A 23,754-nucleotide genomic window follows, 5' to 3' on the forward strand; every position below is an offset into this window, starting at 1 on the left:
GTACCTGTGACCCTCCCCCGGATCGCGATCATCGGGTTCGCACACAGCCCGAACGTCGTCGGGACACACGGCACCACCAATGGTGTCGAGATGTTGATCCCATGCTTCAACAAGCTCTACGCCGACCTCGGCATCGCCCGCACCGACATCGAGTTCTGGTGCAGCGGATCATCTGATTACCTTGCCGGACGGGCATTCTCGTTCATCTCAGCGATCGACTCGATCGGGGCCATGCCGCCCATCCACGAGTCGCACGTCGAGATGGACGGCGCGTGGGCCCTGTACGAGGCGTGGGTCAAGATCGCCACCGGCGAAGTCGACCTGGCCCTGGCCTACGGCTTCGGCAAGTCCACCTCGGGCAACATGGATCAGACCCTGGCCCTTCAGCTCGACCCGTACACCGTCGGGCCGCTGTGGCCGGACGCGCGATCGCTCGGCGCCCTGCAGGCCCGGGCCGGCATCGACTCCGGCGCCTGGACCGAGGCGGACATGGCGGCAGTCGCCGCCCGCACCACCGGATCGTCGGTGGACGATCTGCTCGCCGCGGACTACGTGGCGAATCCGCTGCGCGCCCATGACATCGCGCCGTACACCGACGCCGCGGCGGCGGTGATCATCGCGAGTGAACGCAAGGCCCGCGAACTGGTCGCCAACCCGGCCTTCGTGACCGGATGGGATCATCGCATCGACACACCGAACTTCGGGGCCCGCGACCTCACGGAGTCGCCGTCGACGAAGCTGGCCGGCGACACCGCATTCGGTGATCGCAGCCGCGCCGTCGACGTGGCGGAGATCAACGCGTCGTTCACCCACCAGGAACTCATCGTGCGCAACGCACTCGGACTGCCCGAGTCGGTGCGGATCAACCCGTCCGGCGGCTCGCTGGCCGGCAACTCACTGTTCTCCGCGGGCCTGCAGCGCGTCGGTTACGCGGCGCACGAGATCCTCAGGGGCAACGCGGGCACCGCGCTGGCGCATGCGTCGAGCGGTCCGCTGCTGCAGCAGAACATGGTGGTCACTCTGGCAGGAGACGAGAACTGATGGCACACAACAACCGCGCAGCTGTCATCGGCACCGGGCAGACCAAGTACGTCGCCAAACGCCACGACGTCACGATGGCCGGCATGTGCCGTGAGGCCATCGACGCCGCGCTGGCCGACGCCCGCGTGTCACTCGACGACGTGGATGCGATCGTGATCGGCAAGGCGCCGGACCTCTTCGAGGGTTCGATGATGCCGGAACTCGCGATGGCCGAGGCGCTCGGCGCGGTCGGCAAACGAATGATCCGGGTGCACACGGCGGGTTCCGTCGGTGGTTCGACAGCAAACGTGGCCGCGTCGCTGGTGTTCGCCGGTGTGCACAAACGTGTGCTGGCGGTCGCCTGGGAGAAGCAGTCGGAGTCGAATGCCATGTGGGCACTGTCGATCCCGGTTCCGTTCACCAAGCCGGTGGGCGCCGGGGCGGGCGGATTCTTCGCCCCCCACGTACGCGCCTACATCCGGCAGTCCGGCGCACCCGAGCACATCGGTGCGATGGTCGCGGCCAAGGATCGGCGCAACGGCTCGCTCAACCCGCTCGCTCACCTGCAGCAGTCCGACCTCACCGTCGAGAAGGTGATGGCCAGCCAGATGCTGTGGGACCCCATCCGTTACGACGAGACGTGTCCCTCCTCCGATGGCGCGTGCGCCGTGGTGATCGGCGACGAGCAGGTCGCCGACGACGCCATCGCGGGCGGCAATCCGGTCGCCTGGATTCACGCCACCGCGATGCGCACAGAACCGCTCTCGTTCGCACACCGCAACGTGGTGAGCCCGCAGGCCAGCCGAGATGCCGCCGCCGCGCTGTGGAAGGCCGGCGGCATCGACAATCCCGTCGAGGAGATCGACGTCGCCGAAGTGTACGTGCCGTTCTCCTGGTTCGAACCGATGTGGTTGGAGAGCCTCGGATTCGCGCCTGAGGGCGAAGGGTGGAAACTCACCGAGGCCGGCGAGACCGAGATCGGTGGGCGCATCCCGCTCAACGCGTCGGGCGGCGTGCTGTCGTCGAACCCGATCGGCGCGTCCGGCATGATCCGCTTCGCCGAGGCCGCCATCCAGGTGATGGGCAAAGCAGGCGACCATCAGGTCGCCGACGCCCGCAAGGCGCTCGGACACGCCTACGGCGGTGGCTCGCAATACTTCTCGATGTGGCTGGTGGGGGCCGACAAGCCCATTCACTAGCCCGAAAGGTCACCTCCCAGCGCACCCAGCACGGCTGCCGCCCGAAACGTCACCTCCCAGCGCGCCCAGCACGGCTGCCGCCCGAAAGGTCACTCCCAGCGCGCCCAGCACGGCTGCCGCCCGAAACGTCACCTCCCAGCGCGCCCAGCACGGCTGCAGCCCGAAAGGTCACCTCCCAGCGCGCCCAGCACGGCTGCCGAGAGAACCCGCTTTTGCGTCGAGAGAACCCGCCCGCGACTCCCCAAGGATGCCGTCGGCACAAACAAGGGTTCTCTCGGCGCAAAAAGCGGGTTCTCTCGGCAGGAACGCTGCCTGGCACGAGCCCACGACAGCGCCCCGAACCCCTACTCGACCTCCGGCAGCGCGCACGCCGCGCCATCCGACATCCCCGTCGGGCGCACGCCGAGGGCCTGATTCAGCCGTGCCCGCTGGTTCTCCCAGGCGATGGTCGCGGCGAGTTCGGCGATCTGGGTACGCGACAGATGCGCCGAGAGCTGGGTACGCAGTTCGGTGAGGTCGTCGCCGACAGCCGGTGTGCGGGTCATCGCCTCGGCGTAGCCGATGACGAGCTTCTCCAGCGCGCTGTAGGCGCCGCTGTCGCGAAACCGGGGTAGGTCGCGTAGCTGCTCTTCGGTGATTCCGCTGCCGCGAGCGAGCGCCGAGCCGATGTCGAGACAGAATTCGCAGCTCACCATTCCGGCGGTCTTGAGTTCGGCGAGTTCTTTGAGACTCGGATCGAGTCGGTTGCTGAACAGGAGTGCGGTTTCGTAGATCCCGGTCGCACCGGCCAGCTGCGGCCGGCGCAGGAGCCATCGGTACAAGTCGGTGCGGTGCCGCTTCGACGCGCGAAGCGCCCTGCCATAGTTGCCGATTCTTCCGACAGCGCGCATCGCTCCACCTTTGCAGCCGAGTACGGTACGGGGCGGTGACGACATCCACCCCGCCTCTCGTCATTCACCTTGGTACGCGACGAAGGTGTCTGACAAGAGGCGGGGTGGATTCGTGATCTGCTCCTCAGGCGCGACGAACCGAGTTGATGGTCTTCTCGACCTCCCAGAATGCCCGCAGCGCAAGGAGTTTGCCATCATCGTCGGCCCGGTAGGTGAACACACCGTGCGCCTCGGAGACGTGCCCCGCTATGTGCGTGACGATCTTGCCGACATAGGCGACCTCGTTACCGCAGATGATCTCGTCGTCGAAGACGAACTCGATGCTCTCCGTCGTCGCGATCGACTTGTCCCAGAACTCGGCGATCTGTCCGTGCCCGCGGAAGCCCTTGCCCTCGGGATCGAACATGGACGGCCCGACCGGATCCTCCACCGACCCCTCGGCGGCGAAGTTGTCCACCCACGCCTGCTTGTCGCGCGATGCGACCAGCTCACGAGATCGACGGCCGGCCACGACCGCGGGATGATTCTCGCGATCGATGTTCAGATAGGCCGGGGTGTCATGACCCGGTCCGGCCTGCTGGGTTGTCATTTCGTCCCGTAGTCGACCTGCAGCTCCTTCACGCCGTTGATCCATCCGTGACGGAGACGACGGGGGGCCTCGAGCCGACTGATGTCGGGGACCAGGTCGGCCAGCGCGTTGAACATCAGGTTGATCTCCATCCGGGCCAGGTTCGCGCCGACACAGAAATGAGCGCCGTTGCCGCCGAATCCGACGTGCGGGTTGGGGTCCCTGAGGATATTGAAGTCGAACGGGTCGTCGAAGACGTCCTCGTCGTAGTTCGCCGAGCCGTAGAACAGGCCGACGCGCTCGCCTTCCTTCACGTCGACGCCACCGATCTGGGTGTCGCGCTTGGCGGTTCGCTGGAAGCAGTTGACGGGCGTGGCCCACCGGACGATCTCGTCGACGGCGGTGGCCGGTCGCTCCTTCTTGAACAGCTCCCACTGATCGGGGTGTTCCAGGAACGCGTTCATGCCGTGGCTGATCGCGTTGCGGGTGGTCTCGTTGCCGGCGACGGTCAGCAGGATGAAGAAGAAGCCGAACTCGGTCTCGTCGAGACTCTGTCCGTCGATGTCGGCATTCACCAGAGTGGAGACGATGTCATCGACCGGCGACTTCCGACGTTCCTCGGCCATCGTGTAGCCGTAGCCGAGGATCTCCGCGGAGGCCAGCTGCGGGTCCTCGGTGAAGTCGGGATCGTCGTAGTTCATCATCGAGTTCGACCAGTCGAACAGCTTCTCGCGGTCGACTTCGGGAACGCCCAACAGATCGGCGATGGCCAACAGCGGGAGGTCGACGGCCACGTCGTGGACGAAGTCACCGGTTCCCTTCTCCGCGGCCTTGCCGACGATGGTGCGTGCCGCGTTGTCGAGCTTGTCCTCCAGCGCCTGCACGGCACGCGGGGTGAACGCCTTGGACACCAGCTTGCGCAGACGGGTGTGGTCCGGCGGGTCGTGGTTGATCAGCAACGCCTTGGTGACGTCGAGCTGTTCCTGCGTCATCTCGTCTTCGAAACGCATGATGACGCCGTTGGGCGCGGTCGCCCAGTCGTCGTTGTTCTTGGAGATCTCCCGGATGTGGGCGTGCTTCGAGACGACCCAATAGCCTCCGTCGTGGAAGCCACCCCCCTTGCCCGGCAATTGGGCATTCCACCAGACCGGAGCCGTTCTGCGGAGTTGCGCGAACTCCTTGACCGGGATGCCCTTCTCGAGCAGGGCCGGGCTGGTGAAGTCCCAGCCCTCCTCCTCCATGAACGGACATCCTGCCTCAGCGCCCCCCGTGTCGGCGCCGGTCGTCGCACCCTGAGCCTGGGTCACGTCACACCACCTCGCTGTGAGATTAGAACCTGTTTCAATCTCATTGAAGCACATTGTGGCGCCGATAACAGTCCCCAACGAGAACTTGTTCTAGTTTTGGCGGCGCCAGAACGCTGCGAAGTGCAGAAATAGTATCAATATTCATTGCGACATCGATGCGCGGCCGCCGGTCGGGGGCACCACCGATGTCCGATCCGGCCCACCACCACCCATGCGGCGTTTGTGAGAACCTGTTCGATCCCCAACCCCCGTCGGCGATGAACCCCGCCGTAGACTGGAACAGGAACTTGTTCTAATTTGATGATGTCGACGTAGACCAACAGACGAGGAGACAGGCATGGGTGTGCCCGTGATCGTGGAGGCAGCTCGGACGCCGATCGGCAAGCGAGCCGGATGGCTCTCGGGCCTGCACGCCGAGGAACTCCTGGGAGCGGCCCAGCGCGGACTCCTCGACAAGGCGGGTGTCGACCCGGGGATCGTCGAGCAGGTGATCGGCGGCTGCGTCACGCAGGCCGGCGCCCAGGCGGGCAACATCACCCGCAAGGCCTGGCTGGCTGCGGGGCTCCCCGACACCGCCGGCGCCACCACCATCGACTGCCAGTGCGGCTCAGCGCAACAGGCCAACCACCTCATCGCCGGCCTCATCGCGACCGACGCCATCGATGTGGGTGTCGCGTGTGGCATCGAGATGATGTCGACGGTTCCCCTCGGCGCCAACGTCGGCACGAATGCCGGTCCGTACCACGCAGACTCGTGGGACATCGACATGCCGAACCAGTTCGAGGCAGCCGAGCGCATCGCCAAGCGACGCGGCATCGGCCGCGCCGACGTCGACTGGCTGGGCGAACGCAGTCAGCGATTGGCGAAGCAGGCGTGGGACGAGCGACGGTTCGACCGCGAGGTCCTCACGCTGAAGGCCCCTGAACGCACCAAAGACGGCGAGCTCACCGGCAACATTCTCGATGTCGTCCGCGATCAGGGTCTGCGGGACACGACGCTCGAGTCCCTCGCTGCGCTCAAGCCGGTCATCGACGACGGTATTCACACCGCGGGGACGTCGTCACAGATCTCCGACGGCGCCGCCGCCGTGCTCATCATGGATGAGTCGAAGGCACGCGCGCTCGGACTCACGCCCCGCGCGCGCATCAAGGCCCAGGCGCTCGTCGGTGCCGAGCCCTACTACCATCTCGACGGCCCCGTGCAGGCGACCGAACGTGTGCTGGAGAAGTCCGGAATGGCCCTCTCGGACATCGACCTGGTCGAGATCAACGAGGCCTTCGCATCGGTGGTGCTCAGCTGGGCACAGGTACACCACGCGGACATGGATCGGGTGAACGTCAACGGCGGCGCCATCGCACTCGGTCATCCGGTGGGCAGCACCGGATCCCGGTTGATCACCACAGCGCTGCACGAGCTGGAACGCACCGACAAGCAGACCGCGTTGGTCACGATGTGCGCAGGCGGCGCACTCTCGACGGGCACGATCATCGAGCGCATCTGAGATGGATGCGGATGCACGGCCCGACCAGTTGGACTCACCCGTGGTCGCCAAGGCGATCAAGCTCGGTTCGCGGCTGAACACCAAGCTGTACAAGGCAACCGGCGGCCGACTGGGCAACACGTGGCGGATCGGCGCGGCCATGCGCAAGCCGGCGCCGGTCTGTCTGCTCACCACGATCGGACGCAAGACCGGCGAACCCCGCACCGCTCCGCTGATCTACCTGCGGCGCGGCGACGCGTTCATCGTCGTCGCGTCGCAGGGTGGTCTCGCCAAGAATCCCGCCTGGTATCTCAACCTGCAGGCCACACCCGAGGTCACCATTCAAGTGGGGCGCGACAAGTTCGAGCTGGTGGCACGCACGGCATCCGAGACCGAACGTGACGAACTGTGGCCCGATCTGGTCGACCTCTATGCCGATTTCGACACTTACGCGGCCTGGACGGAGCGGACGATTCCGGTGGTGATCTGCGAGCCGCGCTGACGGAGCTCCCGGCCACCCACATGTCACGGCGGAGCCGACGATCCCGGTGCTGATCTGCGAGCCGCGCTGATCAGTGCGCCAGCGCACGAATGGACGCACCTGTCCACTGGTCCAAGAAAGTACGCAGCGCCGGCCCGTCGCGCGGCGGATCTCCTCGGTCGAGGACCATGGATTGCAGTGTGCGCAATATGATCTCGACGACGATGTCGATAGCGGCAGCGTCGTAGCCATCTGCGGCCCAGTCGACGTCCATCTTGTCGACCATCGACCAGGCGAAGGTACGCCCGATCTCGGACGTGAACTCGCCGACGACGGGCACGCTCACCCGGTCGGCGCGTAACAGCAGGCCCACATAGTCGTCCGACTCGAGTTCCTCGAGGACCGCCGCGAGTCCCTCGACAACCGCTTTGTCGGCCGATCCGATCCCGCGCAGCCGCAGCGCCATCCGATCGAGCAGCGCGTCCACCGCACCGATGGCGGTCGCGGTGAGCAATTCGTCGGTGCTGCCGTAGTAGCGATACACGGTCTGTCGGGTGACCCCGAGCTCCCTGGCCACGTCGGCGATGCTGGTCGCAGCACCACGACGGTCGATCGTCGAGCGGGTCGCAGCGAGTATCCGACTCTTCGCCTCGTCGTCGTTGAGAGGCACCCGACCGCCCCAGCCGTGCGTGCGCATGACTGATCACCCTACCGGCGGTCGACCCGATCGAAACGGCGTCTGGTGCGGCAGAGAAGCGTTTCTGGCGTTATCTCAGCGGTGGGTTGTGAGCAGCGCGAGTGCGAGGCGTGCTTCGATGACCGAGATCGGTGTGGGGATCGTCTCGGTGAGGTGCAGGTGCGGGCCGTCGTCGGGGGGCGGCGCGTCTGGTTGCGGTGGTGGGTGGAGTTGTGCGCGAACCTGCTCGAGGTGCTGCGCGTAGAGCACCGCGATGTCGGGGCGCCGGTTGAACTCCTGCGGGTTCGGCGGTGCACCGTCGGCGGTGTTGCGCCGCCACCAGGTGCGGCCGGTGTGGGGGCCGTCCTCGTAGATGCCGGTGGTGAACTGGCCGATCCCGGGTCCGACCATCCGGTTGTGTTTCGGGCACGCCGGGGTCAGATCGATGATGTCGGTCAATCCGCCATCAGCGAAGTCGCGGCGGGCGTGATGCAGTTCGACGTGGGAGGCCGGCTGATCACAGCCGGGTGCCGAGCACACCTCCCCGTCCGGGCGGGCGAACGACGCCAACCGTTGAGCCCGGGTGGCACACCGTTTGGCCTGCCCGAAATACAGGGGTTGCGGGCTCGCGTCGGCGAACACCGCCAAATACTGTTGGGCCTCGGCGGCCAACCGGATCACATCGGTGATCGGCAACAGCGACCCGGTGGCGGTGGTGCCGAATCCGGTCTCCCGGATCAGATCGGTGAGGTCGGCCTTGACGATCAGCTGCACCGGCAACCCCCGATGGGATTTGCCCAGCAACCCATCTGCAAACACTGCCCGCAACAAGGCCGCCAACGCATCATGATTGCGCTGGGCCTGGGTGCGGGTGTCGCGGGCGGCGGCCGCTTTCAGCGCCTCGGGGTCGGCGTCTTCCTCGGCACCCGAAGGGGCGTCGGGGTCCTCGGGGTTGTTGAGGCCGGGTTTGGCCCACGCGGCCAGCATCATCTCCAGCAACGCCCGGGTTTCCGGATCCAGATGGCCGGTCAGTTTCGACATCTGCTGCGCGTTCTGCCGATTCAGCCACAGATTCCGCTTACGTTTCCGATCACTGTCGTCGGTCAACTCGCCGTCCGGATCCAGATGCGCCAACACCCGCTGACCGAGGATCACGATCTCATCCGGGGTGTGTTTGGCGGCCAGCTCGGCCAACGACGCCTCGGCGGCCACCTTCTTGTCGTGGGGCGCCTGCTGCGGGATCGTCTCCAGAATGTCGATCACCGTGCTCAGATGCGCCGGGCCGACCTGCCCGGCCGCGAACGCGGCCGCCAACTCCGGATAGCGTGGTTCGGCGCACTGCCCACCCAACTGCCGCATCCGCCCGGTCGCCGCGATCTGGTCTTTACGGCGGCCCGGTTCGGAGACCCGCACCTCGACGTTGAGGAAGTTCGTCAAACTCCGAAACCCCATCGCCCGCGGCACACCCCGATCCGACAACTCCAGAATCTGGCGATTGCCCTCGAACAACTGCCGATTGACCGCCCGCTCCGAGGCCCGCGCCACCGCCAGCACCTCCGCATCACTACAGCGCGTCAGATCCGCCGCCGCCAACCGATCCAACACCGCATGCAACTCAGTGAGCAGACCCGGCACCTCCGACAACGACTCCTGCGCGTCGTGTGTGTTCAGCGTGTCGTGCGTGTTCAGCTCGGCCATACCCACCCCCCAGCGGACCATCATTCGAATGCATGTTCGAGAGTAGACGAGAATCGCGACGCCCGCAACCGAGCTCCGACGGGCACCTCCGGGCCCATCGCGACCGACCACAGACCATACGCATATTTCATAAGTGTATGGTGTAGTGATGGTTGCCACAGTGATGTCCGTCGATGCCTGCCGCAGCCGACAGCTGACCACGGCGGAGAGGTAGCGATGACGACAGCAACTCAGGGCGTGTGCCCGTTCGGCCAGAATTTCGATTTCACCGACCCCGACCTGCTGGCCACCGGGATACCGATCACCCAATTCGCTGAACTCCGCAAGACCGCCCCGGTGTGGTGGAACGCGCAGCCGTCCGGCACCTCCGGATTCAACGATGGTGGTTTCTGGGTGATCTCCCGACACGCCCATATCCGGGAGATCTCCAAGAACAACCAGTTGTGGTCGACCAACGCGAACGGTGCGATCATCCGGCTGCCGGACTACATCACCCCTGACCAGCTGGAGTTCACCAAGGCATTGCTGGTCAACCACGATCCGCCGGAGCACACCCGTCTGCGGAAGATCGTGTCGCGACTCTTCACGCCTCGGGCCGTCGCGGCACTCGAGGAGCGGTTGACCGAGTCCGCGCGACAGATCGTCCAGCGGGCGGCAGAGAAGGGCGCCGGAAACTTCGTCGACGACATCGCGATCCACCTGCCGCTGCAGGCCATCCTCGATCTCATCGGCGTCCCCGACGCCGATCGCGCGCGCATCCACGAGCTCGTCGACGCCATCATCAACAGCGACGATCCCGACCATTCGATCGATCCGACCACCGCCAACGCCGAACTGCTCGGCTACGCCTATGCAATGGCCGAGGAGCGTCGCCGGAATCCCACCGACGACATCGTCACCACGCTCGTACAGGCTGATCTCGACGGTGACGCTCTCGACGAGGCCGAGTTCGGCTTCTTCGTCATCCTGCTGATCACCGCCGGCAACGAGACCACCAGGAATGCGACCAGCCATGGGATGAACGCCTTCCTCGACCACCCGGAACAATGGGAGCTGTACCGGCGCGAGCGGCCGTCGACCGCTGTGGACGAGATCCTGCGCTGGTCAACGCCGGTGCACGCGTTCCAGCGGACCGCGCTGACCGACACCCAGGTCGGTGGCGTCGACATCGCGCGTGGTCAACGCGTCGGCCTGTTCTACAGCTCGGCAAACTACGACGAGGATGTCTTCACCGACCCGTTCGATTTCGACATCACCCGCGATCCCAATCCGCACCTCGCGTTCGGCGGCAACGGAGCACACTTCTGCATCGGTGCCAACCTGGCCCGGCTCGAGCTGGATCTCATCTTCACAGCCATTGCCGACGCCCTGCCCGACATCACCCGGATCGGCGAGTTGCGACGAGTGCGGTCGGGATGGCTGAACGGCGTCAAGGACCTCCCGGTCCGCTACTCACAAGGTACCGTCGTGTGACGTAAGGCACACCGGCGCGGATCGCGAGGATGACATGACCGCATCGACCACCCAGCCGTTCGAGGACATCGACTTCACCGACCCCGATCTCCTCGAGCAAGGACTTCCGCTTGCCCAATTCGCGGCGCGACGCGCGACCGCGCCGGTCTGGTGGAACAAACAGGCCATCGGGCCGGCCTTCTTCGACGACGAGGGTTTCTGGGTCATCAGCCGTCACGTGGACATCCGGGCCATCTCGAAGGACACCGCGACGTGGTCCAACTACGAAAAGGGCGCTGTGGTGCGCGTGCCGGAATCCGCCACGCGCGAGCAGGTGCATGCAGGGCGGGCGTTTTTGCTGAACATGGACCCACCCGAACACACGCGCATGCGCAAGATCGTGTCCCGGATGTTCACCCCGCGCGCGGTGGCCTCGCTCGAGGAGCAGATGACTGCGCACGCCCGTGAGATCGTGCACGAGGCGGCCGCCAAGGGCTCCGGCAACTTCGTCGACGACGTCGCCGTCCACCTACCCCTGCGGGCGATCCTCGATCTCCTCGGGGTGCCGGCGACCGACCGCGGATACCTGTGCGACCTGGCCGATTCCATGGTCAACCCCGACGACCCGGACAACAAATATGACCCGTTCACCGCGAACGCGAACCTGCTCACTTACGCGTACACCATGGCCGAGGATCGACGCGCCACGCCGCGCGACGACCTCGTGACCACCCTGGTCCAGGCAGATGTCGACGGACACGCGCTGACCGACCTCGAGTTCGGGTTCTTCGTCATCCTTCTCGTGATCGCGGGCAACGAAACGACCCGTAACGCGATCAGCCACGGCCTCAACGCGTTTCTCGACCGCCCCGACCAATGGGACCTGTACAAGCGGGAGCGCCCGGTGACGGCGATCGACGAGATCATCCGCTGGGCCACACCGGTGCACTGCTTCCAGCGCACGGCCAAGACCGACACCGAGGTGGCCGGTGTTCGGATCGCCAAGGATCAGCGGGTCGGATTGTTCTACAGCTCGGCCAATTACGACGAGACAGTCTTCGACGACCCGTTCACCTTCGACATCACCCGCGACCCGAACCCACATCTCGCGTTCGGCGGCAACGGCGCGCACTTCTGCATCGGCGCCAATCTCGCACGCCTCGAGGTCAGTACGATGTTCAACACGCTCGCCGACCTCGTGCCTGACATCACCAAACTCGCCGAACCGCAACGTGTCCGGTCCGGCTGGCTACACGGGGTCAAAGACCTGCAGGTGTCGTACCTGGGCTGAGCTGTGATGTCGAGCGGTCTCGATACGCAGCCTCGGCTGGCGCCTCGGCGGCTACTCGACCAGCGAAATGGTGCGCTACCCATTCCGGTCCCTGAGGAGCCTCCGAGCCTGCGAGCACTACCATTCCGGTCCCTGAGGAGCCTCCGAGCTTGCGAGGATGCGTCACGAAGGGCCGCCCTTCGTGACACTCGCAAGCTCGCTCCTCAGGGACCGGGTGGCAACACTCGCCAAGCTCGCTCCTCAGGGACCAGGTGGTAACACTCGCAAGCACGCTCCTCAGGGATCGGAATGGGTCGTCCCCACCCGCTGGTTGAGTAGCGTCGGCCGAGCGGAGCGAGCCCGACGCGTATCGAAACCACCCGCCCGCGGAACCCCTCAGCCGACGCTACGACCGGCGTCCGCCCAGAACTGCGCCCGCAACGCCTTCTTGTCCGGCTTTCCCAGCGCGGTCAGGGGCAGCGAGTCGGCGAAGATCACCTGCTTCGGCGACTGCACGGCGCCCTTGCGGTCCTTGACCGCCTGCTGGATCTCGGCGGTGACGCGGGTCTTGGCGTCCTCGCTCTGCTCGGCGTCGCCGCGCAGCACGACGACAGCGGTGACCGCCTCGCCCCACTTGTCGTCGGGCACGCCGATCACGCCGACCTGGCCGACCGAGGGATGCTCGGCCACAACGTCTTCCACCTCGCGCGGGAACACGTTGAAGCCGCCGGTGACGATCATGTCCTTGGTGCGGTCGACGATGTACCAGAACCCGTCGGCGTCCTCGCGCGCCACGTCGCCGGTCCGTAGCCAACCATCGCGGAAGGTGTCGGCGGTCTGCTCGGGCAGTCCCCAGTAGCCACCTGCCAACAGCGGTCCGGCGACACAGATCTCACCCGGCTCGCCCGGAGACACTGGCTTGTCGTCGGGACCGAGCAACGCGGTCCGCAAGAATGCCGACGGCCGACCGCAACTACTCAATCTGCGCGGATCCTCCCCCGGCTTCGGGTGGTCGTTTTTTCCCAGGTAGCTGATCACCATCGGCGCCTCGGATTGCCCGTAGTACTGGGCGAAGATCGGGCCGAACCGCTCGATGGCCTCGGCCAGCCGCACCGGATTGATCGCCGACGCACCGTAATACACGGTTTCGAGCGACGACAGGTCACGGGTCTTGGAGTCCGGGTGATCCATCAGCGCGTACAACATCGACGGCACCAGCATCGTCGCGGTGATGCGTTCCGCCTCGATCACGCGCAACACCTCCGCCGGATCGAACTTGGCCATCACCACCATCGATCCGCCCTTGATGAGCGTCGGCACGAAGAATGCGGCACCGGCGTGCGAGAGCGGCGTGCACATGAGGAATCGCGGGTTCTCCGGCCACTCCCACTCGGACAGCTGGATCTGGGTCATCGTCGACATGGCCCGGGCAGTTCCGATGACGCCCTTGGGTTTACCGGTCGTGCCACCCGTGTAGGTGATCGAGACGACGTGCTCCGGCGGCAGATCGGCGGCGACGAGTGGTCGGGGCCGGTAGTTGTCCGCCTCGGCGATGACGTCGCGCCCGTAGGCGGCGAGTTCCTCGGGCACCGGGCCCAGCGTGAGCACCTGTTTGAGACTGTCGACTCGCTCGACGAGCGCGACCGCACGTTCGACGAACATCGGCACGGGATCGATGACCAGCGTGGTGACGCCCGCGTCGGACAGCACGTAGGCGTGGTCGTCGAGCGAACCGAGGGGATGTAACGCCGTGCGACGCCACCCCTGTGTCTGCCCGGCGCCGATCACCAGCAACACCTCGGGGCGATTCAGCGCCAGCAGGCCGACTGTCGAACCGGTGCCGGCACCCATCGCCTCGAACGCCTGTTGGTAGCGGCTGACCGCGTCAGCCATCTCCCGGCCGGTGAGTTCGGTGTCCCCGAGAAAGAGCACCTTGCGGTCGGCATGCCGACGGAGCGCGGCCACCAGCAGATCACCCAGATGGGTGCCGCCCCGCAGATGGTCGAAGTCGGACGTCGAAATCTGATCATCAGTCATGGTGATCAAGACTAGGACGTGTTACAGAGTTACGGAAGAACCGGCTGGCATCGAAGGCCATGAAGTGGACATTTCTTCCCGATCCAGGCCGATTACTGGAATAGAACACGTTTCATTTCTGGTAATGCCGCCATGCGGTCACCGTCACATCCGTCGGCACTCTCAACTAGGATCTGTGACCATGACCGATCTGGACCTGGCCACCACCCGCCGCGACATCACCGACGCTCTCCTGACCGCGCTAGAGCGTCGTCATGAGGTCCTCGACGCCATCGTCGACGCCGAGAACCGCGATGACGCGGTCGAGGCGATCGCCACGCTGCTCGACAAGTCCACGCTGGGCGCCGAGGCGATCCTCGGCATGTCTTTCTACCAGCTCACCAAGGACGAGCGGCGAAAGAATCAGGCCGAGCTCGACGACCTGAACAACGCGATCACGTTCACGCTCGCCGAGCGCCCGGCCAGCAGCGGAGACTCCCTGGATCTCCGCCCCTTCGATGCGGGCAAGGACGCCGACCTGTTCAAGGTCCGTACCGAGGAGCTGAAGGTCGCCGGCGACGGTTCGGGCACACCTGCCGGTGAGATCGCCGACGAGATCGCCAAGGCCACCGAGCGCGTCCACAACGAGGACGCGGTCTGGCTGGTCGGCGTCGACGGCGGCGACAAGGTCGGCTTCGTCTTCGGCGAACTGTCCGGTGGTGAAGTGGACGTCCGCATCTGGATTCACCCCGACCATCGCAAGAAGGGCTACGGCACTGCGTGCCTACGTAAGTCGCGCTCGGAGATGGCCGCCTACTTCCCCGGTGTCCCGATGGTGGTCCGCGCGCCGAGTTCGTAAGGGATCAGCCGCTTCCCGTCGGGGCGACATGACCGGCGTCATCCGGTGCGTGAGGCGAGTTTGGAATGAACCCCACCCCCGGTCCCCCGCGCGAGATTGGAATGAGAACCCCACCCCGGTCCCTGAGGAGCGAGCTTGCGAGCGTCACGAAGGGCGGCCCTTCGTGACGTTCCTCCGCTAGCGCTCCGGAACTCCTCAGCTTGAGTTTTAAGCTGTGGGACGTGTGGGGCTGATGGGTTTGGTGTTACTCGGCGTGTCGTGTGTGCAAGACGGCCACCGCCTGTTCCTCTTGAGGTTCATGCGAAGAGCCTCGAGAGAACGCAGGTGGTGGCCGTGTCTTGCAGTGTGCCCGATGTGTCGGCGGTCGACCAACTCGGCGCGCGGGCGCACGCCGAACTGGCAGCGTTTCGCCACACCGTCTATCACGCGATGACCGCGCGGCGCGATGGGTTGTTCGAGGTGACCGACGCCGTGCTGTGTTCGGCGGGGCCGGTCAACACCTTCGTCGAGTTGTCCCTGGCCCGCGAACACCGCCGCAGTCACGGCGGTTTGTACGACGCCATCAATTGCGGTGCAATCGATATCGACAAGGTTCGGGATGCGTTGGCGGCCGGGCCGCTGCCCCGCGATACCGACGGGCGCCTGGTCCTGGCCGTCGATGTCAGCCCGTGGCTACGCCCGGACGCCCCCACCAGCCCCGAACGCGCGTTCTGCCACGTCTACGGACGTGGGAAGCGGGCGCAAGCGCAGATGATCCCCGGCTGGCAGTACTCGGTGGTCGCCGTCCTCGAACCCGGCCGCAGTTGCTGGACCGCGGTGCTCGACACGCAGCGACTACATCCCGACGACGATGCCACCGAAGTCACCGCCACCCAACTCCGCGCGGTGATCGCCCGGCTCCGCACCGCCGGCCAACACCGTCGGGGCGACCCCGACATCCTGATCGTCTTCGACGCCGGCTACGACCTGCCGCTGCTGGCCTTCCTGCTGGCCGACCTGCCCGTGGTGATCCTGGGCCGGATGCGCTCTGACCGGGTCCTGTTCGGGCCGCCACCACCCCCGGCCGCCGCCGGCCGCCCGGCCCGCCACGGACCCCGGCTGGCCTTCGCCGACCCCCACGACCAGCCCACACCGACGGCGGTCACCACCACCGAGACCAGCCGCTACGGCACCGCCACCGCCACCGCCTGGCACCGCCAGCACCCCCGCCTCGAGCGCCGCGGACTCTGGACCCGCCACCGCGGACTGCTGCCGATCGTCGAGGGCACCGTCATCCGCCTCACCGTCGACCATCTCCCCGGTGACCGCCACCCCCAGCCCGTCTGGCTCTGGTGTTCTGACCCCGAACTCCAAGCGGCACAACAGGATCGGTTCTGGCAACTCTACCTCCGCCGATTCGACCTCGAACACACCTTCCGACTGTTCAAACAAACCCTGGGCTGGACCGCCCCCAAAATCCGCAGCCCCCAATCCGCCGACCGCTGGACCTGGCTGATCATCATCGCCTACACCCAACTACGCCTGGCCCGACCCCTCGCCGAAGACGCCCGCCGCCCCTGGGAAAAACCCGCCCCACCCCAACGCCTGACCCCCGCCCGCGTCCGCCGCGGGTTTCCCCGCATCCACGCCACCCTGCCCCCTCTGGCCAGCGCGCCAAAACCCAGCAAACCCGGCCCCGGACGCCCCAAAGGCACCCCCAACACCCGCCCCGCCACCCGCCACCACATCGGAAAACACCACTCCACCACCAAAAACAAACAGAAAACGACCAAACCCAAAGGATAAAACTCAAGCTCAGGGACCGGGGTGACCTCCGGAACTCCTCAGGGACCGGGGTGACCTCCGGAACTCCTCAGCTCAGGGACCGGGGGTGACGTTGCTCCGCTACCGCCCCAAACCTCCACAGCGACCCGGTGGTGCCACCGACCCCCCCGACCTCCACAGCGACCGGGAGGTGGCGCCAGCACTCCGACTCCTCGTAACCGACTTCCGCGATCTGCCGTGAATTCGAGTCACCGGTTGACCCGAATCCACGGGACATGTGGCATACCGTCACCGAACCCCCGACGGGACGGTGACCGCACCACCGGGATCGGTGGCGCGGCGTCACGGATCAGCCTGCACCGCAGCGGCATTCACGCGGGTGAGCACCCCATGGAGTTCTTCGAGCACCTCGAGGTCGACGCCGAGCGCCTCGACGACGGCCGGAGGGATGGCCAGCGCCTGCTCGCGCAACGCTCGACCCTCGTCGGTCAGGGCGATGTCGACGTTGCGTTCGTCGTCGCCGCGACGTTGCCTCATGACGAGGCCGGCCGACTCGAGGCGCTTGAGCAGGGGCGAGAGAGTCGCCGAATCCAGTTGCAGGACATGACCGATGTCCTTCACAGCGCGGGGCGAGGTCTCCCACAGCGCCAGCATAACCAGATATTGGGGATGGGTCAGTCCGAGAGGCTCGAGCAGCCGGCGATAGATCTTCAGCACCGACCGATTCGCGACAGCCAGCGCGAAGCACACCTGCCGCTCCAGTAGCAGCGGGTTCGCCTCCTCGGCCACCGCTTCGTCCAGGTCACTCATCGCTCATCTCCCGCGGTACTTGCGGTGGTACTCGTCGTACAGATCCGCGTTGCGTTCACGTTCGCGCTTGTCGATCAGGTCGGGGTCGAGACCGTGTTGGCTCAGCCGGTGACGCCGGTAAACGCGGTTCAGGGCGAACGAGAAGAAGACGTAGGCGATCGGAATCGGGAGGGCCATGGTGATCCGCACATCCCAGGGCGCAGGCACCAACATGAAGGGCAGCACCAGGATCAGGCACGGCACCAACCACCGGAGCACCATTCGGCGCGTCGCGCCGGGGCCGGCGAGATCGTTGGCCACCCATTCGGTCATCGACGACGGCAGTTTTGCCCCATAGGCGTATCGCACATACTGCAGCCCCTTGGGGCGGGACTGGTCACGGGTCATCGACTGCTCAGGCACGAATCAATCGTACACGATCAAATCGGCCGTATGTAATCTCGATGCACAAAGTCGAGCCTCAGACGCGTCGCCGCGGCACCCCGAACCGAGCCACGATCTTGCGGATACGGTCATCTTCATCCACCACGAAGGACTCGGTGACGTGCGCCGCCAGGCCCAGCACCTTCGGCCGGACGTGAACCCAATAGCGCGTGGAGACCATGTGCCCGTCCACGTCGGCACTGAACTCACTGATGCGGTGGATCAACCGGTACTGCGGCCCGCGACGGAGGCTGCGCGCAAGGTGCGCCGCATTGCGCCCGGTCTTGATGCCCAATTCGGTGCGAGTGCACTCAGGATGAAACGAGATCGCCGACGGGTCGTGACTGACCAGGGCGTCAACGTACGCGCGGGCGGCAGCCACGCGCCGAGCCGCGCGTTCCGGGTCGAGGTCGGGTGTCACGGCTACCGCGCACCATAGACGGGTACCGGCACGGGCGACTTGGCGAGGATCTCCTCGATCACCGGCCCCAACTCACCCGGCTTCCATCGAGAACCCTTGTCCTGCTCGGCACTTCGCTGGAATGCGTCGACGACGGTGACCTTGCCGCCCTCGACCTCGAAGACGCGGCCGGTGACCGCCGACGACTCCGGCGACCCGAGCCAGACCACCAATGGCGAGATGTTCGCCGGGTCCATCGCGTCGAACGAACCATCGGCCGGCGCAGCCATCTGCGCGGCCATCGCGTCGCCGGCACCCATGGTCATCTGAGTCCGCGCCGACGGTGCGATCGCATTCGCGGTCACGCCGTAGTTGCCCAGTTCGGCCGCGGCTTGAATGGTCAGAGCGGTGATGCCGGCCTTGGCCGCAACATAGTTGCCCTGCCCGACCGACCCGAACAAGCCGGCCCCCGACGACGTGTTGATGATGCGCGCCGTCGGCTGACTGCCCGCCTTCGACTGCGCGCGCCAGTAGGCGGCCGCATGATGCAGCGTGACGAAATGCCCCTTCAGGTGCACCCGGATCACCGCATCCCATTCGTCTTCGGACATGGCGACGAGCATCCGGTCGCGGACGAATCCCGCGTTGTTGACGACGATGTCCAGGCCGCCGAACTCTCTGACCGTGGTGTCGATCATCGCGGCGCCACCGGCCCAGTCGGCGACATCGGAGACGATGGCGATGGCCTCGCCACCGGATGCGACGATCTCGTCGGCAACGGCGTGCGCCGAGTTGGTGTCGAAGTCGTTGACGACGACCTTCGCCCCGTCGGCGGCAAACGCCAGCGCGTGGGCGCGGCCTATCCCCTGCCCGGCACCTGTCACGATTGCGACGCGACCCTCATTCAGCTTGTCAGCCAAGACTTCTCCCCTTCATCATGTTTCTGTTGCGATGCCGCGTAGACGCGGTCAGACCTTGTTGTCAGCGGTGGCCGCGGCCAAGAATGCCGGCCGTTCCCCACCACCATGCACCGTCAGTGTGGAGCCGGTGATGTATTCGGCCAGCGGGCTGAGCAGGAACGCGACCGCGTTACCGACATCGGCCGGTTCCGCGAGCCGTCCCATCGGAATGGTGGCTCCGACCGCGGCGACCCCTTCATCGTCGCCGAGATGTAGATGCGCCTGTTCGGTCAGGACGGCACCACAGACGACGGAATTGATCCGGACCCGTGGCGCCCATTCGATGGCCAGCGACGTCACCGCGTTGTCGAGGCCCGCTTTCGCCGCACCGTATGCCGACGTTCCCGGCGACGGCCGATGCCCGCTCACACTGGATACGTTCACGATGGCACCACCACCGTCCTGCTGCTGCATCACGGCGTTGGCCGCGCGCGCAACGGTCAACGGGGCGAGGAGATTCAGTTCCACGATCTTCGAGGTAAGCCTCGGCGAGGACTCCGCCGCGAGCGCGAACGGTGAACCGCCCGCGTTGTTCACCACGGCATCGAGCCGCCCATGGCTGTCGACGATCTCGGCCATCAGCGCCTCGACGGCATCGGCATCACGGACGTCGCACGCCCGGAACTCGACGTCGAGATCGGTGGCCGGGGTCCGGCCGCACACCACCGGCACCGCACCCATCTCGGCCAGCACCCGCGTGATACCCGCGCCGACGCCCCGCGTCCCACCGGTGACCAGGATGATCTTCTGCTCCAAGCCGAGGTCCACCCCATGACCTGCGACCTGTGACTGCGCCTTCATGAGTGCTACCCTACCAAACAACCAAGCACTTGCTTGGTTGCTATCTGGACCCGAAAGGAGCAGGTGTGCCGATCACCACGACACGCACCGAGACCGGCATCGTGACGGTGACCGTCGACTACCCACCGGTGAATGCGCTGCCGTCGGCGGCATGGTTCGAATTGGCCGATGCGATCACCGCGGCAGGCGAGGACATGTCCAGCCATGTGGTCATCCTGCGGGCCGAGGGACGCGGGTTCAATGCCGGTGTCGACATCAAGGAAATGCAGGCCACCGAAGGTTTCGATGCCCTGATCGGCGCCAATCGCGGGTGCGCTGCGGCGTTCTCCGCGGTCTATGACTGCAAGGTGCCCGTGATCGTCGCGGTCAACGGGTTCTGCGTGGGTGGCGGAATCGGTCTGGTCGGCAACGCCGACGTCATCGTCGCCTCCGACGATGCGGTCTTCGGACTGCCCGAGGTGGACCGCGGCGCCTTGGGCGCGGCCACCCACCTGGCACGTCTGGTCCCGCAGCACATGATGCGCACGCTGTACTACACGGCACAGAATGTCACCGCTCAGCAGCTCGAACACTTCGGATCGGTCTACCGTGTGGTCCCTCGGGCAGGTCTGCTCGACGCGGCGATGGAGGTCGCCGAGATGATCGCGGCCAAGGACACCCGGGTGATCCGCGCCGCGAAAGAGGCCATCAACCACATCGATCCGGTCGACGTGAAGAGCAGCTATCGACTCGAACAGGGTTTCACGTTCGAGCTCAATCTCGCCGGCGTCGCCGATGAGCACCGGGATGCGTTCGTCAGCACCGGAAAGACCTTGAACACCGCCGGATCCAACAGCACTGGAGGACGCGCCTGATGACGGCCACCCCGACCGACAAGACCAGCTCCCTCGACGACGTCATCGGCGAGCTGCGCGACGGCATGACCATCGGCATCGGCGGCTGGGGTTCGCGCCGCAAGCCGTTGGCGCTGGTGCGCGCCCTCGCCCGGTCCGACGTGAAGGACCTCACGGTGGTCACCTATGGTGGCCCCGACCTCGGGTTGCTCTGCGCGGCAGGCAAGGTCCGCCGCGCCTACTACGGATTCGTGTCCCTGGACTCCGCACCGTTCTACGATCCGTGGTTCGCGAAGGCACGTACATCGGGTTCGCTCGAGGCGCGCGAGATGGACGAAGGCATGGTCAAGTGTGGCCTCGAGGCCGCCGCCGCCCGATTGCCGTTCCTGCCGATTCGTGCCGGCCTCGGCTCCGATGTGCCCAACTTCTGGGATGGTGAGCTGAAGACGGTCACCTCGCCCTACCCTGAAACCGACGGCCGGGCAGAGACGTTGATCGCTATGCCCGCGCTACGCCTCGACGCGGCCTTCGTCCACCTGGATCTGGCAGACAGCCGCGGCAACGCCGCCTATACCGGCGTCGACCCCTACATGGATGACCTCTTCTGCGCCGCGGCCGAACGGCGCTATCTGGAGACCGATCAGCTGGTGTCCACCGAGGTGCTGGTCAAAACCGTTCCGACGCAACGCCTACTGCTCAACCGCATGAACGTGGACCGGGTGGTGCACACCCCCAATGGCGCCCATTTCACCTTTGCGGGCGACTACGGGCGCGACGAGAAGTTCCAGCAGTTCTATGTCGAGGCGGCCAAGGACCCGGAAACCTGGGCCGCGTTCTCGAAGCGCTTCCTCGACGTCGACGAGACCGATTACCAACGTGCCGTCACCGAATGGCAGGGCGAGCAGGAGGACCAGAAGTGAGCACCACGACCAATTCTTCGTCGGTTGAGCCTGTCGAGACCACCATCACCCGCGCCGAGATCTGCGTCGTCGCATGTGCCGAGATCTTCTCCGGCGCAGGCGAGATCATGGCATCGCCGATGGCCCCGACACCGCTGCTCGGCGCTCGCCTGGCCCGCCTCACCACCGAACCCGATCTGTTGATCACAGACGGTGAGGCGCTGATCCTCGCCGACACCCCGGGCATCGGCAAGTCCGGCCCGATCGAGGGCTGGATGCCGTTCCGCAAGGTGTTCGAAGTGGTCGCCTCGGGGCGACGGCATGTGGTGATGGGTGCCAACCAGATCGACCGCCACGGCAACCAGAACCTCTCAGCCTTCGGACCGCTTCAGCATCCGACCCGCCAGATGTTCGGGGTGCGTGGCGCGCCCGGCAACACCATCAACCATCCGACCAGCTACTGGGTGCCCCGCCACTCGTCACGCGTGTTCACCGACACCGTCGACATCGTGTCCGGAATCGGCTACGACAAAGTCGATCCGGAGAACCCGGCGTTCCGGTTCCTGAACATCCCGCGGGTGGTGAGCAATCTGGGTGTCTTTGACTTCGATGGACCCGGCCACACCATGCGGGCGCGATCGCTGCATCCCGGCGTCACCGCCGACGAGGTCGCGGAGAACACCGGTTTCGAGATCGCCGGCCTTGACGCGGCCCCCACCACCCGCACGCCGTCCGCCGAGGAACTATCGCTCATCCGGGATGTGCTCGATCCCAAGGGCGTACGGAATCGAGAAGTGAAATGACTCCCTCAGGCGGTGCCGCGCCGGGAGCGGAGCGAGCGGGCGGATCCGGTGCCGCCTCAGCCCGGGCCGCCGGATTGTCCACGCGCTTCACCGAGCTCGTCGGCATCGAATACCCGATCGTGCAGACCGGCATGGGCTGGGTGTCCGGTCCGTCGTTGACCTCGGCGACATCCAACGCCGGTGGCCTCGGCATCCTGGCGTCGGCGACGATGACCTTCGACGAACTCGAGGCGGCGATCGCCAAGACGAAGTCGCTGACGGACAAGCCATTCGGCGTCAACATCCGCGCCGACGCCACCGACGCTCCGGAGCGGATCGATCTCCTCATCCGCGAGGGTGTGAAGGTCGCGTCGTTCGCGCTGGCCCCGAAGCAGGAACTCATCGCCAAGCTCAAGGACCACGGGGTGGTGGTGATCCCGTCGATCGGGGCGGCCAAGCATGCGGTGAAGGTGGCGTCCTGGGGTGCCGATGCGGTGATCGTGCAGGGCGGCGAGGGCGGGGGCCACACGGGACCGGTGGCCACCACCCTGCTGCTTCCGTCGGTGCTGGATGCTCTGTCGGCGAAAGGGATCGACATGCCGGTGGTCGCGGCGGGCGGATTCTTCGACGGTCGTGGCCTGGTGGCCGCACTTTCCTACGGCGCCGAGGGTGTCGCGATGGGCACCCGCTTCCTGCTCACCTCCGACAGCGCCGTGCCGGATTCGGTGAAACGGGAGTACCTGCAGCGCGGACTCGGCGACACCGTCGTGTCGGTGAAGGTCGACGGCATGCCGCACCGGGTGCTGCGAACCCCGCTCGTCGAGGCACTCGAGAGTGGCAGTCGAGCCAAGGCACTCTACGCCGCGGCCCGGAACGCCAACGAGTTCAAGCAGATGACCGGCATGAAGTGGACCACGATGCTCCGCGACGGTCGCACCATGCGCCGCTCGGGCGAGCGGTCGTGGCAGCAGGTCATCATGGCGGGCAACACGCCGATGCTGTTGCGTGCCGGTCTCGTCGAGGGCGACACCCGCGCAGGTGTACTCGCGTCCGGTCAGGTCGTCGGCATGATCGACGATCTGCCCAGCTGCGATCAGTTGATCCAGTCGATCATGACGCAGGCGCATAGCCGGTTGAAGGCGCTGGGGTCGCTCGGCTGAAGGTTGC

At 66.1% G+C, this 23,754-nt stretch carries 23 protein-coding genes; 12 read left to right on the plus strand and 11 right to left on the minus strand.

Annotation, left to right across the window (positions count from 1 at the left end):
* Window positions 1-6: 6 nt before the first annotated feature.
* Together ACVT6V_RS28020 and ACVT6V_RS28025 are read left to right on the plus strand one after the other, a co-directional pair.
* A complete protein-coding gene (locus tag ACVT6V_RS28020; RefSeq protein ID WP_489897317.1) occupies window positions 7-1,041 on the plus strand; it encodes a thiolase domain-containing protein in 1,035 nt (344 codons plus the stop codon).
* Entirely contained in the window at window positions 1,041-2,219 is a 1,179-nt protein-coding gene (locus ACVT6V_RS28025) for a thiolase domain-containing protein (RefSeq protein ID WP_489897318.1), read from the plus strand. The genes ACVT6V_RS28020 and ACVT6V_RS28025 overlap by 1 nt, the downstream gene beginning before the upstream one ends.
* Window positions 2,220-2,563: 344 nt before the next feature.
* Here ACVT6V_RS28025 and ACVT6V_RS28030 read toward each other — a convergent pair whose 3' ends face one another.
* From ACVT6V_RS28030 to ACVT6V_RS28040, 3 genes are all read right to left on the minus strand, one after another.
* Window positions 2,564-3,109, minus strand: coding sequence for a carboxymuconolactone decarboxylase family protein (locus ACVT6V_RS28030; protein WP_489897319.1), 546 nt, complete (start codon window positions 3,107-3,109; stop codon window positions 2,564-2,566).
* A 124-nt stretch (window positions 3,110-3,233) separates the two neighbouring features.
* On the minus strand, window positions 3,234-3,698 hold the full coding sequence (locus ACVT6V_RS28035; RefSeq protein WP_489897320.1) for a nuclear transport factor 2 family protein: 465 nt from the start codon (window positions 3,696-3,698) through the stop codon (window positions 3,234-3,236).
* On the minus strand, window positions 3,695-4,984 hold the full coding sequence (locus ACVT6V_RS28040) for a cytochrome P450 (RefSeq protein ID WP_489897321.1): 1,290 nt from the start codon (window positions 4,982-4,984) through the stop codon (window positions 3,695-3,697). The genes ACVT6V_RS28035 and ACVT6V_RS28040 overlap by 4 nt, the downstream gene beginning before the upstream one ends.
* A gap of 337 nt (window positions 4,985-5,321) precedes the next feature.
* Here ACVT6V_RS28040 and ACVT6V_RS28045 point away from each other — a divergent pair, with 337 nt between their 5' ends.
* Both ACVT6V_RS28045 and ACVT6V_RS28050 read left to right on the plus strand, forming a co-directional pair.
* The gene (locus ACVT6V_RS28045) at window positions 5,322-6,485 is read left to right on the plus strand and encodes a steroid 3-ketoacyl-CoA thiolase (protein WP_489897322.1); all 1,164 of its coding nucleotides are present in this window, start codon (window positions 5,322-5,324) and stop codon (window positions 6,483-6,485) included.
* Window position 6,486: 1 nt separating this feature from the next.
* On the plus strand, window positions 6,487-6,966 hold the full coding sequence (locus ACVT6V_RS28050) for a nitroreductase family deazaflavin-dependent oxidoreductase (RefSeq protein WP_489897323.1): 480 nt from the start codon (window positions 6,487-6,489) through the stop codon (window positions 6,964-6,966).
* Window positions 6,967-7,036: 70 nt separating this feature from the next.
* On the opposite strand, the gene ACVT6V_RS28055 is transcribed toward ACVT6V_RS28050, so the two are convergent.
* Window positions 7,037-7,642 carry a TetR/AcrR family transcriptional regulator gene (locus ACVT6V_RS28055; protein WP_489897324.1) on the minus strand — a complete coding sequence of 202 codons (606 nt, stop codon included), beginning with the start codon at window positions 7,640-7,642 and terminating at the stop codon, window positions 7,037-7,039.
* Window positions 7,643-7,717: 75 nt separating this feature from the next.
* A complete protein-coding gene (locus ACVT6V_RS28060; protein WP_489901050.1) occupies window positions 7,718-9,319 on the minus strand; it encodes an HNH endonuclease signature motif containing protein in 1,602 nt (533 codons plus the stop codon).
* 216 nt (window positions 9,320-9,535) lie between these two features.
* On the opposite strand from ACVT6V_RS28060, the gene ACVT6V_RS28065 reads away from it, so the two are divergent.
* On the plus strand, window positions 9,536-10,792 hold the full coding sequence (locus ACVT6V_RS28065; RefSeq protein WP_489897325.1) for a cytochrome P450: 1,257 nt from the start codon (window positions 9,536-9,538) through the stop codon (window positions 10,790-10,792).
* Window positions 10,793-10,826: 34 nt separating this feature from the next.
* Window positions 10,827-12,062 (plus strand): cytochrome P450, encoded by a 1,236-nt coding sequence (locus ACVT6V_RS28070; RefSeq protein WP_489897326.1) that lies wholly within the window; start codon window positions 10,827-10,829, stop codon window positions 12,060-12,062.
* Window positions 12,063-12,437: 375 nt separating this feature from the next.
* Here the strand turns inward: ACVT6V_RS28070 and fadD8 are convergent, their stop codons facing one another.
* Entirely contained in the window at window positions 12,438-14,078 is a 1,641-nt protein-coding gene (gene fadD8 / locus ACVT6V_RS28075) for a fatty-acid--CoA ligase FadD8 (RefSeq protein WP_489897327.1), read from the minus strand.
* Between the two features lie 181 nt (window positions 14,079-14,259).
* Here fadD8 and ACVT6V_RS28080 point away from each other — a divergent pair, with 181 nt between their 5' ends.
* Window positions 14,260-14,916 (plus strand): GNAT family N-acetyltransferase, encoded by a 657-nt coding sequence (locus ACVT6V_RS28080; RefSeq protein ID WP_489897328.1) that lies wholly within the window; start codon window positions 14,260-14,262, stop codon window positions 14,914-14,916.
* 333 nt (window positions 14,917-15,249) lie between these two features.
* Complete coding sequence (locus tag ACVT6V_RS28085; protein WP_489897329.1) at window positions 15,250-16,701, plus strand: NF041680 family putative transposase; 1,452 nt, start codon at window positions 15,250-15,252, stop codon at window positions 16,699-16,701.
* A 321-nt stretch (window positions 16,702-17,022) separates the two neighbouring features.
* Here the strand turns inward: ACVT6V_RS28085 and ACVT6V_RS28090 are convergent, their stop codons facing one another.
* The 5 genes from ACVT6V_RS28090 to ACVT6V_RS28110 all read right to left on the minus strand — a co-directional run bounded on the left by ACVT6V_RS28090 (window position 17,023) and on the right by ACVT6V_RS28110 (window position 20,073).
* The gene (locus ACVT6V_RS28090; protein WP_489897330.1) at window positions 17,023-17,490 is read right to left on the minus strand and encodes a MarR family winged helix-turn-helix transcriptional regulator; all 468 of its coding nucleotides are present in this window, start codon (window positions 17,488-17,490) and stop codon (window positions 17,023-17,025) included.
* A gap of 3 nt (window positions 17,491-17,493) precedes the next feature.
* A complete protein-coding gene (locus tag ACVT6V_RS28095; RefSeq protein ID WP_489901051.1) occupies window positions 17,494-17,877 on the minus strand; it encodes a DUF5313 domain-containing protein in 384 nt (127 codons plus the stop codon).
* A 73-nt stretch (window positions 17,878-17,950) separates the two neighbouring features.
* Window positions 17,951-18,334 (minus strand): DUF8021 domain-containing protein, encoded by a 384-nt coding sequence (locus ACVT6V_RS28100; RefSeq protein ID WP_489897331.1) that lies wholly within the window; start codon window positions 18,332-18,334, stop codon window positions 17,951-17,953.
* A 2-nt stretch (window positions 18,335-18,336) separates the two neighbouring features.
* The gene (locus ACVT6V_RS28105) at window positions 18,337-19,233 is read right to left on the minus strand and encodes an SDR family oxidoreductase (RefSeq protein WP_489897332.1); all 897 of its coding nucleotides are present in this window, start codon (window positions 19,231-19,233) and stop codon (window positions 18,337-18,339) included.
* Between the two features lie 48 nt (window positions 19,234-19,281).
* Window positions 19,282-20,073 carry an SDR family oxidoreductase gene (locus ACVT6V_RS28110; RefSeq protein ID WP_489897333.1) on the minus strand — a complete coding sequence of 264 codons (792 nt, stop codon included), beginning with the start codon at window positions 20,071-20,073 and terminating at the stop codon, window positions 19,282-19,284.
* A gap of 65 nt (window positions 20,074-20,138) precedes the next feature.
* Here ACVT6V_RS28110 and echA20 point away from each other — a divergent pair, with 65 nt between their 5' ends.
* The 4 genes from echA20 to ACVT6V_RS28130 are packed head-to-tail and all read left to right on the plus strand — an operon-like array spanning window position 20,139 to window position 23,747.
* Complete coding sequence (echA20, locus tag ACVT6V_RS28115) at window positions 20,139-20,927, plus strand: (7aS)-7a-methyl-1,5-dioxo-2,3,5,6,7,7a-hexahydro-1H-indene-carboxyl-CoA hydrolase (RefSeq protein WP_489897334.1); 789 nt, start codon at window positions 20,139-20,141, stop codon at window positions 20,925-20,927.
* On the plus strand, window positions 20,927-21,826 hold the full coding sequence (locus ACVT6V_RS28120; protein WP_489897335.1) for a CoA transferase subunit A: 900 nt from the start codon (window positions 20,927-20,929) through the stop codon (window positions 21,824-21,826). The genes echA20 and ACVT6V_RS28120 overlap by 1 nt, the downstream gene beginning before the upstream one ends.
* Entirely contained in the window at window positions 21,823-22,608 is a 786-nt protein-coding gene (locus ACVT6V_RS28125; RefSeq protein WP_489897336.1) for a CoA-transferase subunit beta, read from the plus strand. Before ACVT6V_RS28120 ends, ACVT6V_RS28125 begins: the two co-directional genes overlap by 4 nt.
* Window positions 22,605-23,747: an NAD(P)H-dependent flavin oxidoreductase gene (locus ACVT6V_RS28130; RefSeq protein ID WP_489897337.1), complete on the plus strand. Its 1,143-nt coding sequence runs from the start codon at window positions 22,605-22,607 to the stop codon at window positions 23,745-23,747. The genes ACVT6V_RS28125 and ACVT6V_RS28130 overlap by 4 nt, the downstream gene beginning before the upstream one ends.
* Window positions 23,748-23,754 lie beyond the last annotated feature (7 nt).

This window comes from Gordonia sp. LMA167 (assembly GCF_058130025.1).